15 protein-coding genes, 1 tRNA gene and 1 pseudogene are annotated in these 12,246 nt (G+C 71.8%); 3 read left to right on the plus strand and 14 right to left on the minus strand.

The genetic code is table 11. The annotated features are described in order from the left end of the window. Window positions 1-63: 63 nt before the first annotated feature. Entirely contained in the window at window positions 64-762 is a 699-nt protein-coding gene (locus ACFYP3_RS22460; protein ID WP_388835268.1) for a TetR/AcrR family transcriptional regulator, read from the plus strand. A gap of 70 nt (window positions 763-832) precedes the next feature. Here the strand turns inward: ACFYP3_RS22460 and ACFYP3_RS22465 are convergent. Together ACFYP3_RS22465 and ACFYP3_RS22470 are read right to left on the minus strand one after the other, a co-directional pair. Then, window positions 833-2,401 (minus strand): annotated as a pseudogene (locus tag ACFYP3_RS22465) (MDR family MFS transporter); the annotation flags it as partial. Window positions 2,402-2,492: 91 nt separating this feature from the next. Beyond that, window positions 2,493-2,942: a MarR family winged helix-turn-helix transcriptional regulator gene (locus tag ACFYP3_RS22470; RefSeq protein WP_388835474.1), complete on the minus strand. Its 450-nt coding sequence runs from the start codon at window positions 2,940-2,942 to the stop codon at window positions 2,493-2,495. Between the two features lie 122 nt (window positions 2,943-3,064). On the opposite strand from ACFYP3_RS22470, the gene ACFYP3_RS22475 reads away from it, so the two are divergent. Next, the gene (locus tag ACFYP3_RS22475) at window positions 3,065-3,307 is read left to right on the plus strand and encodes a hypothetical protein (protein ID WP_388835270.1); all 243 of its coding nucleotides are present in this window, start codon (window positions 3,065-3,067) and stop codon (window positions 3,305-3,307) included. Window positions 3,308-3,375: 68 nt separating this feature from the next. Here ACFYP3_RS22475 and ACFYP3_RS22480 read toward each other — a convergent pair whose 3' ends face one another. The 10 genes from ACFYP3_RS22480 to ACFYP3_RS22525 all read right to left on the minus strand — a co-directional run bounded on the left by ACFYP3_RS22480 (window position 3,376) and on the right by ACFYP3_RS22525 (window position 10,199). Continuing rightward, entirely contained in the window at window positions 3,376-4,170 is a 795-nt protein-coding gene (locus tag ACFYP3_RS22480; RefSeq protein WP_388835272.1) for a hypothetical protein, read from the minus strand. Window positions 4,171-4,220: 50 nt separating this feature from the next. Beyond that, window positions 4,221-5,063, minus strand: a complete 843-nt coding sequence (locus ACFYP3_RS22485) for an RNA polymerase sigma factor SigF (protein WP_362856503.1) — start codon at window positions 5,061-5,063, stop codon at window positions 4,221-4,223. A 230-nt stretch (window positions 5,064-5,293) separates the two neighbouring features. Then, window positions 5,294-6,115, minus strand: a complete 822-nt coding sequence (locus tag ACFYP3_RS22490) for an RNA polymerase sigma factor SigF (RefSeq protein ID WP_388835477.1) — start codon at window positions 6,113-6,115, stop codon at window positions 5,294-5,296. 387 nt (window positions 6,116-6,502) lie between these two features. Then, complete coding sequence (locus ACFYP3_RS22495) at window positions 6,503-6,664, minus strand: hypothetical protein (RefSeq protein WP_199808029.1); 162 nt, start codon at window positions 6,662-6,664, stop codon at window positions 6,503-6,505. Window positions 6,665-7,065: 401 nt separating this feature from the next. After that, entirely contained in the window at window positions 7,066-7,356 is a 291-nt protein-coding gene (locus ACFYP3_RS22500) for a hypothetical protein (RefSeq protein ID WP_388835276.1), read from the minus strand. Between the two features lie 108 nt (window positions 7,357-7,464). Next, window positions 7,465-7,551, minus strand: a tRNA-Ser gene (locus tag ACFYP3_RS22505). Between the two features lie 59 nt (window positions 7,552-7,610). After that, window positions 7,611-8,039, minus strand: a complete 429-nt coding sequence (gene tadA / locus ACFYP3_RS22510; RefSeq protein ID WP_051836524.1) for a tRNA adenosine(34) deaminase TadA — start codon at window positions 8,037-8,039, stop codon at window positions 7,611-7,613. Window positions 8,040-8,101: 62 nt separating this feature from the next. Then, window positions 8,102-8,650, minus strand: coding sequence for a hypothetical protein (locus ACFYP3_RS22515; RefSeq protein ID WP_388835279.1), 549 nt, complete (start codon window positions 8,648-8,650; stop codon window positions 8,102-8,104). A 343-nt stretch (window positions 8,651-8,993) separates the two neighbouring features. Further along, the gene (locus ACFYP3_RS22520; protein WP_030027564.1) at window positions 8,994-9,173 is read right to left on the minus strand and encodes a hypothetical protein; all 180 of its coding nucleotides are present in this window, start codon (window positions 9,171-9,173) and stop codon (window positions 8,994-8,996) included. Window positions 9,174-9,257: 84 nt separating this feature from the next. Then, on the minus strand, window positions 9,258-10,199 hold the full coding sequence (locus ACFYP3_RS22525) for a universal stress protein (protein ID WP_388835282.1): 942 nt from the start codon (window positions 10,197-10,199) through the stop codon (window positions 9,258-9,260). Window positions 10,200-10,362: 163 nt separating this feature from the next. On the opposite strand from ACFYP3_RS22525, the gene upp reads away from it, so the two are divergent. Then, window positions 10,363-10,998: a uracil phosphoribosyltransferase gene (upp, locus tag ACFYP3_RS22530; RefSeq protein ID WP_030010426.1), complete on the plus strand. Its 636-nt coding sequence runs from the start codon at window positions 10,363-10,365 to the stop codon at window positions 10,996-10,998. A gap of 107 nt (window positions 10,999-11,105) precedes the next feature. On the opposite strand, the gene ACFYP3_RS22535 is transcribed toward upp, so the two are convergent. Beyond that, complete coding sequence (locus ACFYP3_RS22535; protein WP_388835285.1) at window positions 11,106-11,777, minus strand: LytR C-terminal domain-containing protein; 672 nt, start codon at window positions 11,775-11,777, stop codon at window positions 11,106-11,108. A 93-nt stretch (window positions 11,778-11,870) separates the two neighbouring features. Continuing rightward, a complete protein-coding gene (locus ACFYP3_RS22540; protein WP_030010424.1) occupies window positions 11,871-12,167 on the minus strand; it encodes a type II toxin-antitoxin system VapB family antitoxin in 297 nt (98 codons plus the stop codon). Between the last annotated feature and the right edge of the window lie 79 nt (window positions 12,168-12,246).

Genomic DNA, 12,246 nt, shown 5'->3' on the forward strand with positions numbered 1-12,246 from the left:
TAGCATCAAGAGGGCGGACCGGGCATTCCGGGCTGATCCACCTGTCGTGAGGAGGGTGCCTCGATGGTGACCGCGGCGGATCCGGGTGAGACCCGGACCAGTGTGTGGCTGACCTCCAGGCCCGCCGCTCCCGCCAGACGCCGCACCGAGGCACCCTCCGGGCTCGACCGGGAGCGGATCACCGCCGCCACCGTACGGTTGCTCGACGCCGAGGGGCTGGCCCGCTTCTCGATGCGGCGGCTCGCCGCCGGTCTCGGGGTCACCGCGATGTCCCTGTACTGGTACGTGGACACCAAGCACGATCTGCTCGAACTCGCCCTGGACCGCGCCCTGGGCGAGTTCGCGCTGCCGGCCGTGCCGCCGGGGGCCGGTGAGGCGGGCTGGCCGGGCCGGCTGCAGACGCTGGCCCGGGGCTACCGGAGGGTGCTGGCGGACCACCCGTGGGTGGCTCCGCTCACCGCCGCCTATCCGAACATCGGCCCGCACGCGCGGGCCTTCGACGCCGCCCTCCAGCGGCTGCTGGACGCCACCGGCCTGGCCGACGCCGCCCGGACCGGCGCCCACTTGGCCGTGTCGCAGTTCCTGCAGGGCTGCGGGGGCGCGGTCCGGCGGGCGTCCGAGGCCGACTTCTGCCTCGCGCTCGACGTCCTGATCGCGGGCATCGAGACCAAAGCCGGGCCCGAGGCCAAGGCGCGGTCCGAGGACCAGGCGCGGCCCGAGGCCGAGGCGCGGCCCGAGGCCGACGCCCAGCCCGTTGCTTGAGGCCGTGGCCCAAGGCCGTCACCCCCGGCGGCTCAGGGCCCTGACCGAGCCAGGGCCCCGAGACCGCTCAGGCCTTGACCGGCGTCTCGGCCGCGGCTGCCGCCGCCTCGGGCGAGGAAGCCGCCGGGGAGTGGGCCGACGCCTTCGACTTCAGCGCGACCTCCTTGATGAACACCACCAGCACCAGGCCGAGGAGCGCGAACGGTGCCGCGTAGAGGAAGACGTCGCCGACGCCGTGCCCGTACGCGGACTCGATGACCTCACGGATGGGCGCGGGCAGCTTGTCCAGGTCGGGGATGCCGCCCCCGGCGGCGCCGCCCCGGCCCGCGGCCGCGGCCTTGGGCCCGAGTGCGGCCAGCCCGTCCTGGACGTAGTGCGTGACCCGGTTGGCCATGACCGCGCCGAGCGCGGAGACGCCCATGGCGCCGCCGAGCGAGCGGAAGAAGGTGACGACCGAGCTGGCCGCGCCCAGGTCCTCGGGGGCCACCTGGTTCTGGGTGGCGAGGACCAGGTTCTGCATCATCATGCCGAGACCGAGGCCGGTCAGTGCCATGTAGATCGCGATGTGCCAGTACGGGGTGTCGTAGCGCAGGGTGCCCAGCAGGCCCAGGCCGACGGTCAGCAGCACGCCGCCGGAGACGAGCCAGGCCTTCCACTTGCCGGTCTTGGTGATCACCTGACCGGAAAGGGTGGAGGAGACGAAGAGGCCGGCGATCATCGGAATCGTGAGGATTCCGGACATCGTGGGGGACTCGCCGCGGGCCAACTGGAAGAACTGGCTGAAAAACACGGTGCCCGAGAACATCGCGATGCCCACGAACAGCGAAGCCGCCGAGGCCAGGCTGATGGTCTTGTTGCGGAAGAGCCGCAGCGGGATGATCGGGTCGCTCGCGCGGGACTCGACGAGGACGAAGAGCAGGCCGAGCACCACCGCGCCGCCCGTCATGGCCCAGGTCTGCCAGGAGATCCACTCGTAGGAGTCGCCGGCCTGGGTGACCCAGATCAGCAGCAGCGAGACGGCCCCGCTGATCAGGAAGGCGCCCAGCCAGTCGACCTTGACGTCACGGCGGACGACCGGGAGGTGCAGGGTCCGCTGGAGCACGATCAGGGCGATGATCGCGAAGGGCACGCCGACGTAGAAGCACCAGCGCCAGCCCAGCCAGTCGGTGTCGGTGATGACACCGCCCAGCAGCGGGCCGCCGACGGTGGCGACGGCGAAGACCGCGCCGAGGTAGCCGCTGTACCGGCCGCGCTCGCGCGGGGAGATCATCGCGGCCATGACGATCTGGGCGAGGGCCGACAGACCGCCGACGCCTATGCCCTGGACCACGCGGCAGGCGATGAGCGTGCCGGTGTTCTGGGACAGGCCCGCGACCACGGAGCCGAGGACGTAGATCACGAGGGAGATCTGGACCAGCAGCTTCTTGCTGAAGAGGTCGGACAGCTTGCCCCACAGGGGGGTGGCCGCCGTCATCGACAGCAGGGCCGCCGTGACCACCCAGGTGTACGAGGACTGGGTGCCGCCGAGGTCGCTGATGATCTGGGGCAGGGCGTTCGAGACGATCGTGGAGGACAGGATCGCGACGAACATGCCGAGCATCAGCCCGGACAGCGCCTTCATGATCTGCGGGTGGGTCATGGTCACGGCCGCGGAAGCGGATGCTCCCGCGGCCGTGGCCTTGGGTGTGTTGTCGGTTGTCGTCTCCGACTGGGCCATGTCTTTCCTTTGTCTAGAAGCTCGATCGGAGTCGGGCCAGCAGGGTGTTGAGTACGTCGATGTCCTGGACGGACCAGCCGTGCAGGGCTCTTTCCAGCGCGGCCGTGTGGCGGGCGCCCAGCTCGGCGAGCACGGTCCGGCCGGTCGGCGTGAGCCGCAGGATCCGGCAGCGTCCATCGCCGGGGTCGGTCTCGCGCTCGATCCAGCCGCGGTCGGCGACGTGCGTGACGTGCCGGCTGGTCACCGAGATGTCCACCGCCATGAACTCGGCCAGCCGGCTCAGCCGCATCTCCCCGTGCCGGTCGAGCACGGTGAGGACGGCGGCCGCGCCGGGCGGACAGTCGGCGGGCAGGCTGCGGGCGAGCTCGCGCTTGACCGCGCCGATCCCGGTGAGCTGGCGGGCCAGCTCCTCGTGGGGAGTGGGCGCAGTGGTCGGGGCGGTCGCAGTCGTCCGCGCGGTCATCGTCACCGGGTCCCCCCATCTTGTTGCTTCAGGCAACCATAGAAGCGAATGGTTGCTACAGGCAAACGAATCCGGGGGGTGGGGCGGTAAAAGAATCGGAAAACCGGCTAGGGTCCTGCTCCATGGCTGAGAACCACAACTCACAGGTCCCCGAGGGCAACTACGACCCCGCGGGCAGCACGCAGATGTTCCGGGCGTTCGTCGAGGAGGCCGCACCGGCCCGCCAGACGGCACCGGGCTCCCGCCAGCAGCGCCGCGCCGCCGAGCAGGAGCGGTCCGGATCCTCCGGCTCGACCGCGAAGGTGGCCCTGATCATCGGGCTCGTCCTCATGATCGGCGCGGCCGCCTGGGTGGTCCTGCACTGACCGCCGGGCCGGCCGGGGCGCGGGCAGTCCTGCACTGACCGCCGGGGCGCGGGCCGGGTCCGCCGGCCTCAGCTCCAGGTGGCGGTGACGCTCCGGGTGTCCACGTGCATGCCCAGCGGCACCCGCCAGGCCTCCACGCACACCGTGTAGGTCTGCGTCTTCGAGGCTCCGCCCGCGAGGGGCGCGGGCAGCGGCTGGGTCGTGGTGATCGTGGCCCAGTCGATGCCGAGCGCGCCGATGATGTGCGTCGCGAAGCTGACCGTGCCCGCGCGGGCCGCGGTCGTGCCCGTGTTCGTGAAGGTCACCGTGACCCGCTCGCACCAGCGGTCGGCCGCGGCCGCCCTGCTCGGGGCCGACAGCGTCAGCTTCGCCGGGGTCGTGGGCGGGGCCGGGGGCGTGGTGCCGGGCTTGGTGGACGGGCCGCCCGGGCCCGTGGAGGGGGTCGACGGGGTCCCCGGCGTGTCCGGTGCGTTCGGCGTGCCCGCCGTCGGCGGAGTCCGCCCGGGGCCGGCCGGGGCGCCGGCAGCGCCCGCGCCGCCGGGGGCGGTGGTCGCGGCTCCGCCCGGGGTGGAGCCGCCCGCGAGCCCGGATCCCGCAGCCGGGGCCGACGCGCCGGACGACGTACCGGACGGCGTACCGGACGACGCGGCGGATCCGCCCGCCGCGGACGGGCCGCCGAGCTGCTGGAACTCCACCTCTCCCCGCGGTGCCACGTTCTCCCCCGCACCCCGTTCGGGGCCCGGGGCAGCGGCGCCCACGGCGACGTAGCCGTCCCGTGCCGGGCCGCCGCAGCCGGTGAGGCCGGCGGCGGCCGTGCAGCACAGGGCGAGGAGGGCGGTGGCCGCTCGCGATCCCTTTCGCATCGCGCCAGTTTTGCTGACGCATCGTCAATTGGAAAGCGGGCGGCGCCCGGTCACTCTCCGATGAGGCCTGCGCGCAGCTGCGCGAGGGTGCGGGTCAGCAGCCGGGAGACGTGCATCTGGGAGATGCCGACCTCCTCGCCGATCTGCGACTGCGTCATGTTCGCGAAGAAGCGCAGCATGATGATCTGCCGTTCCCGAGGCGGGAGTTTGGCGAGCAGCGGCTTCAGGGACTCGCGGTACTCGACGCCTTCGAGCGCGGTGTCCTCGTAGCCGAGGCGGTCCGCGAGCGAGCCCTCGCCGCCCTCGTCCTCCGGGGAGGGCGAGTCGAGCGAGGAGGCGGTGTAGGCGTTGCCGACGGCGAGACCGTCGACCACGTCCTCCTCCGAGACCCCGAGCACGGCGGCGAGCTCCGGCACGGTCGGCGAGCGGTCCAGCTTCTGGGCGAGCTCGTCACTGGCCTTGGTCAGCGCCAGGCGCAGCTCCTGGAGCCGCCGCGGGACGCGGACGGACCAGGAGGTGTCCCTAAAGAATCGTTTGATCTCGCCCACGACGGTCGGCATCGCGAACGTCGGGAACTCCACCCCGCGTTCGCAGTCGAACCGGTCGATCGCCTTGATCAGGCCGATGGTGCCGACCTGGACGATGTCCTCCATCGGCTCGTTGCGGCTGCGGAAGCGGGCCGCGGCGTACCGCACGAGGGGCAGGTTCAGCTCGATCAGGGTGTCGCGTACGTACGCCCGGTCGGGGCTGTCCGCGTCCAGGGCGGCGAGTCGCTGGAAGAGGGAGCGGGAGAGGGTGCGGGTGTCGATGGCTTCCGAGCGGTCGGACGCTGCCGGCGGCGTCACGCTCTTGACGAGTGTGAGCACCTTGGAGCTGCCCTGGTCTACGGACATGCCACCCCCTTGAGGTCGCGGACGGTCGCGTACGGCGCGTCCGTCGGAGGAACGCAGCCTCCACCTGAATACCGGAGGCGGGGCTGCGGCAAACGCGGTTCAAGCAGAATGTCACATGTCGGCAACACGCTGTAGCGCCATGTCGACATATATCTCCAGCGACAGGATTGCTCTTCGGCTGATCAGCCCGATCTGTCGGGAAACGTGCGGATGATCTCCACTCGTTGGGATTACGCCTCGATCCTGTTTGCGGATCTCAGTCGGGCGAAGCTCCGCGCGAGCAGCCGTGAGACGTGCATTTGGGAGACCCCGAGCTCGGCGCTGATCTGTGACTGCGTCAGGTTGTTGTAGTACCGCAGGAGCAGGATCCGCTGTTCGCGCTCGGGCAGTTGTACGAGGAGGTGGCGGACGAGGTCGCGGTGCTCGACCCCGGCCAGCTCCGGGTCCTCGTAGCCGAGGCGGTCCAGCAGCCCGGGCATGCCGTCGCCCTCCTGGGCGGCCTCCAGCGAGGTCGCGTGGTAGCTGCGCCCGGCCTCGATGCAGGACAGCACCTCGTCCTCGGTGATGCGCAGGCGTTCGGCGATCTCCGAGGTGGTCGGGGTGCGTCCGTGGAGCGTGGTGAGGTCCTCGGTGGCGGCGTTGACCTGGACCCACAGCTCGTGGAGGCGGCGCGGTACGTGGACGGTGCGGACGTTGTCGCGGAAGTACCGCTTGATCTCGCCCACGACGGTCGGCATCGCGAAGGTCGGGAACTGCACGCCGCGGTCCGGGTCGAAGCGGTCGATGGCGTTGATCAGGCCGATGGTGCCGACCTGGACCACGTCCTCCATCGGCTCGTTGCGGCTGCGGAAGCGGGCGGCCGCGTACCGGACGAGCGGGAGGTTGGCCTCGATGAGGGCGCCGCGCACCCGGGTGTGCTCGCTGGTGCCCGCCTCCAGGCCCTTCAGCTGGCCGAAGAGGACCTGGGTGAGGGCGCGGGTGTCGGCGCCCCGGCTCGGAGGTCTCGGGGCGGCCGGCGGTTCCTCGGGAGGCGACTCCTGGCGGGGCTCCAGAAGGGGCTCCGGACGGGATTGCGGCCCGGAGCCTTGCGCCGGCTCCTGCGCCGGTTCGTGCCCCGACCCGTGCCCCGACCCATGTGCCGGCTCCTGCCCGGATTCCTGGCGGGGCTCCTGCTGGGTCGGTACCTGGGGGTCCTGCTGGGGTGGCACCTGAGGCGCAGTACTGGCCGGCACGGTCACGCCACCCCTTCAGTCAACTCATCCGTCAAAAGCGGTCATAGCATCACAAGAGATGTGCACTGTGTGCAAGCACCGTATAACGCCGTGTTGAGGGCAAGTTGGGCATATCAGGGCAATATGCCCCAGTGATGGGGATGCAAAAAGCCCCCCACCCGTCGGAGTGGGGGGCCGGAATTCCGGGAACCGCTTCAGCGTACGGGGTCAGCGCACCAGTTCGGTCATGAACTCGCCGATGCCGGATGCGGCATCCGATATCCCCTGGAAGCCTATTTCCACCATCTCGGCCGCCCTCTTCGGCTGGGTGATGATCACGAAGAGGACGAACACGGTGAGGGCACCCGTGATGAGTTTCCTGGTGTCCACGAGCGGGCGGCCTCCCCAACCGGTCCTTGCAAGTCGGGTGAGTCTAACCGGTCAAGATTGGACACTGACGTGTCCTTTAAGGACCAATGACCCGGTGCTCCGGGTCCTTTGCCGCTGGGTGCGGGGTCGAGGCGGGCGCAGGATGGGGGTGAGTCCACCGGTTCTGGCAGGAAATCGGTGGGCGAGGGACTGGGCCTCACTGCGGGGTCCGAGCCGCGGGCTTCCCCCTGAGCGCGGCCCGGACCGGCAGGTCCGTCCTCGTCGGGGGAAGTGGCCTCGTCCCCCCGATGCCACTTCCCCCGTCCCACATGTCGAAGGCCCCGACCCCGGTCGGGGCCTTCTCCGCGTCGTACGGGACCAGGTCGCACGGGAATCCGGCGTACGGGAGTGCGCGTACGGGACTACTCGATGCCGCCGGCCAGGCCCAGCACGGGCTCCACGGGCGCGATCACCGGGTACAGCTGGTTCGGCACCTCCATGAGGGCGTTGAGCTGGTTCGCACCCTCGCTGAGCTTCGACCCGATGTCCGAGACGGAAGTGGGCTGGGCCCCCGCCGGCATCCCGGGCGCGGCCGTCGGCAGGTCCGGGAGGGCGAGCGGGGCGATCGGGGCGGCCGAGGCGGCGGGTGCGGCGAGGCCCGCGGCGGCCCCCGCGAGGGCGATGGCGGCGAGGATGCGCTGGGTCTTGGTCATGCCGTGACAACGGCCGAAGGGGCGGGCGGTCACGCGGCTGTCCGCCGGACGGGAGCGCCACCAACGCCGAGAGCCCCGACCCTTGCGGGGCGGGGCTCTCGTTCAGAGCGGTAGCGGTGGGATTTGAACCCACGGATAGCTTGCACCATCACACGCTTTCGAGGCGTGCTCCTTCGGCCGCTCGGACACGCTACCGAGAGAGAGCTTAGCCCAAGGTGGCCCGTGCGCTGAAATCCAATTCCGGGGGCCCGCCGTCACAGCTCACGGAAGAAGTCCGTCAGCTGCCGGGCGCACTCCTCGGCGAGGACGCCGCGGACCACCTCGGGGCGGTGGTTGAGCCGGCGGTCCCGTACGAGGTCCCACAGGGACCCGGCCGCGCCCGCCTTCTCGTCGTCCGCGCCGTAGACGACGCGCGCGACCCGCGACTGCACGAGCGCGCCCGCGCACATCACGCACGGCTCCAGGGTCACCACGAGGGTGCACCCCGGAAGGCGCCATTCGCCGCGTGCGGCGGCCGCCCGGCGCAGCGCCACGACCTCGGCGTGCGCCGTGGGGTCGCCGGTCGCCTCGCGTTCGTTGTACCCGGTGGCGAGGAGTTCCCCGTCCGGGCCCAGCACGACGGCGCCGACCGGCACATCGCCGGCCGGCACCGCCCGGGCGGCCTCCTGGAGCGCCAGGCGCATGGAGTCGCGCCACGGGTCCCGTACGGGATCGGTGGTGGTGCGCGTGTCGTGCGTGCGGATCACTAGCGGACGGCCTCCAGCACCTCGGTGGCGCCGAGGGACTCGGCGATCTCCGAGAGGGCGTCCCCGTCGAGGGTCATCAGTTGTTTGTTGGTCACCCCGAGGTCGTCCAGCAGCAGGGGGTCGCCGAGCGGACCGGTCGGTACCGGCTCCGCGCCGCTCCCGCCCGCCCCGCCCTCGTCGGCTTCCTCGTCCGCGTAGGCGGCGACGGCGTCCTCCTCGCCGTCCTCGGTGCCGTCCAGGTCCAGCTCGTCGAGTTCGTCGTCCTCCTCGTCGCTGCCCAGCAGCTCTTTGGTCAGCATCGAGCCGTAGGAGCTGCGGGCGGCCACGGAGGCGTTCGATACGAAGTACCGAGGGTCCTCCTCGCCGTCCACGCGGACGACGCCGAACCAGGCGTCCTCCTGCTCGATGAGGGCGACCACCGTGTCGTCGTCGACAGCGGCGGAACGGGCGAGATCGATCAGATCACTGAGGGACTCGACGTCGTCGAGTTCCATGTCGCTCGCTTCCCACCCGTCTTCGGTGCGCGCGAGCAGTGCGGCGAAATACACCGTGACTCTCCCACTGGTCTTAGGCGTGCCGGTTGGAGGTCCCCCCGGCCGGAGGTTGGGGCCGCGACGGCCGCGTGCTCGCCGTTCGTGCCCCGCCCAATCGGCATCGTGGCAGAAACAGCGGCTTTGCGAGAGGTCTTCGACGCTTGCGTCGTGCCGTGCCGTGTCCCTGCGGGGGGCTGGCGGGGTTGCGGGGGCGGGGTGGCGGGGCCGTGCCGGGGGGTGCGCGGCGGGCGGTACGGCTCGGCCGTGTCGCGGCGTGCCGGACCCGCGGCCGGCTCTCGGAGCTCCGCCCCGGACCCCGCGCCTCGAACGCCGGCGGGGCCGGGGCCCGGTTCCGCGGTCACCAGCGGAAGGTGCGCATCCGCATCTGCTGGCGCATGCGGGCCGCGCGGGCGCGGCGGGGCTGGACGCGGTCGCGCAGGGCGCGGGCCTCCATGAGGTCGCGCAGGAACTGCGCGCGGCGCGCTCGGCGCTGGGCCGCGGTCTCCGGCGCATCGTCGCTCGGCTGCGTGTCGGGCATCGGCCACCACCCTGGGCTGGTCGGTCGTTTCCCCCTGCACCCACCTTCCCCCGGACGGGGCGTTTGATGCCACCCCTGCGCAGGTCAGACGTCGTCCTTGAGGGTCGGGACGATCGCGACCGGGCCGTGCGCGTGGTGCAGGACCGCATGGGCCACCGAGCCGATCTGCAGGGACAGGGCGGTGCGCCGCGGGTGGTGGCGGCCGACCACCACCAGGGCCGCCGAGCGGGAGGCGTCGACCAGCCGGCCCGCCGGATCGCCGGGGACCGCGACCTGCTCGACGGGGACGTCCGGGTAGCGCGCGCGCAGGGGGGCCAGCCGCGCCGTCTGGGAGCGGAGCATCTCCCGCTCGGCCGGTACGCCGTCCCCCTCGTCGGCGAGGCCCTCCGGCGGGATCACCTCGAAGGGCCGGTCGATCACCAGGGCCGGTGCGGGCGGCACGGCGTACGCGGAGACCACCTGGACGGTGGTCCCCCGCACGGCCGCCTCCGCGAAGGCGAAGGACAGGACGTCGTCGGGCGTCTCGGCGGCGTGCAGCCCGAGCACCACGCGCCCGGCGGACTCCTCGGCGGCGGCCGCCCCGGCGTCGCGCTCGGCGTGCGGGACCACCACCACCGGGCACGGGGCCGTCGACGCCACCGCGCGGCTGCTCGAACCGAGCAGCAGGCTGGCGAAGCCGCCGCGGCCCCGGGAGCCCATCACCAGCATCAGGGCCCCCGCGCCGGTCACCCGCAGCGCCTCGGGGACGGAGCCCTCCAGGGCCTCGTACCGGACCCCCTCGGGCAGCTCGGGGCCGCCGCCCAGCAGGGCGTGGACCCAGTCCTTCACGGGGTCGGCGAACTCCTCCGGCTGCGAGGCGTCGTGCAGGGCGGCCCGGCGGCCCGCATACAACTGGGCGTGGTCGGGCAGAACATGGGCGATCATCAGCTCCGTACCGTGCCGGACGGCTGCGGCCCTCGCCCACTCCAGGGCCTTGAGGCTGTGTTCGGACCCGTCGACGGCTGCGATCACCGGTGCGTTGCTCATCCGTCCAGCGTGCTGGGCGTCCGCGCGGGTCGCATCCGCAGGCCGTTGCGGGCGTGGCCACCGCTTCGGACGCGAAGGGGCCGCGTCACCGCGTAGCCTTTTGGGTGCAGGTCGCGTCGTGCGGCCGTTTTTGCTGGTCGCAGGCTCAGTTTTGGAGGATGTTGTGCGTTTGCAGGTCGTCGATCACCCCTTGGTGGCGCACAAACTCACCACCCTGCGCGACAAGCGCACCGACTCCGCCACCTTCCGGCGGCTCGCCGACGAGCTGGTCACCCTGCTCGCGTACGAGGCCACCCGCGACGTGCGCACCGAGCAGGCCGACATCGAGACGCCGGTCGCCCCGACCACGGGTGTGAAGCTCTCCCACCCGCGCCCGCTCGTCGTACCGATCCTGCGGGCCGGCCTCGGCATGCTCGACGGCATGGTGCGGCTGCTGCCGACCGCCGAGGTGGGCTTCCTGGGCATGGTCCGCAACGAGGAGACCCTGGAGGCCTCCACGTACGCGACGCGCATGCCGGAGGACCTCTCCGGACGCCAGGTCTACGTCGTCGACCCGATGCTGGCCACCGGCGGCACGCTCGTCGCGGCGATCCAGGAGCTGATCAAGCGCGGCGCCGACGACGTGACCGCCGTGGTGCTGCTGGCGGCGCCCGAGGGCGTCGAGATCATGGAGCGCGAGCTGGCGGGCACGCCGGTGACCGTGGTGACGGCCGCGGTGGACGAGCGGCTCAACGAGCACGGCTACATCGTGCCGGGGCTGGGCGACGCGGGCGACCGGATGTACGGCTCCGCCGAATAGCCGTCCGGCGGCCGGCCGCCACCGCGCACGGGCGGTGGAGCGGCCGGCCGGTACGCCGGTACGCGGTTCAGGCGTGCAGGCGTGCAGGCGTTCAGAGGCTCAGACGTTCAGCATCGGGCGGGCGCGGGCGCGGGGTTGGCCAGGACGGCCAGCGCCTTGTCCGCGTCCTCCTTCGTACTGAGCTCCTTGAAGGCGTCGCCCAGGATCAGGTCGATGTCCGCGCCCTCGCGGGTGTCGGTCTGCTGGGTGGTGCCGGCGAGCTGAGTGCCCAGCACGGAGTAGGCGGCCTTGTCCGTCGTGGGGGAGCCGAGCAGTATCCCGGTGCCGGGGACCTTCTTGTCGAAGTCGGCCGGGGCGTTGCCGACGTGGCCGATGACGAAGCCGCGTTTGGCCAGTTCGTCGCCGACGGCCTTGGCCAGACCGGCGCGCGGGGTGGCGTTGTAGACGTTGACCGTGATCTCGCCGGGCGGCGGGAGCACGACCGCGGGTTTCGCGGCGGCCGAGGCGGTGGTGGCGGCGGCGGGGCCGTTCTTGGCAGCGCCCTTGGGCGGCGTCGTCGGGCAGTCCTTGGCACCCGCAGCCGTGTTCCGCTTGGGGCTGTCGCCGCGGAACACGTCGATGAGCTGCAGTGCCCCGTAGCCGACCAGGGCAAGCGCGAGGACCGAACCGAGGAGGGCGAGGACGATCCGAGGACGGCTCCGCTTGCGGCTCATACGGGGGTAGGCGGCTCCCGTGACGCGGTACTTTCCGCCCATGCCGGGGGGAGTGAGCATGCTCATGGGCGCAGCGTAGTGCGGCCCGGTGGCGATGCCTACTAAATGATCTGCTGATAGGTCAATGGTGACCCGAAAGGCGCAATCTACGCGAACACGTCAGTCCATCTCGAGGACGCGGGCGTGCAGGACCTGGCGCTGTTGCAGGGCGGCGCGCACGGCGCGGTGCAGCCCGTCCTCCAGGTAGAGGTCGCCCCGCCACTTCACGACATGGGCGAACAGGTCGCCGTAGAAGGTGGAGTCCTCGGCGAGCAGCGTTTCGAGGTCCAGCTGTCCCTTGGTCGTCACGAGCTGGTCGAGCCGGACCGGGCGCGGCGCGACGTCCGCCCACTGCCGGGTGGTTTCCCTGCCGTGGTCGGGGTACGGCCGCCCGCTTCCGATGCGCTTGAAGATCACACGGAAAGCCTACCGGGCCCGCGCCTGCGGGCGCAGCCTCGAAGCGGTGGTGCAAAAGTGGCGAACAGTGCTATTTGGG

This window comes from Streptomyces sp. NPDC005533, from assembly GCF_042871845.1.
Classification (GTDB): Bacteria; Actinomycetota; Actinomycetes; order Streptomycetales; family Streptomycetaceae; genus Streptomyces.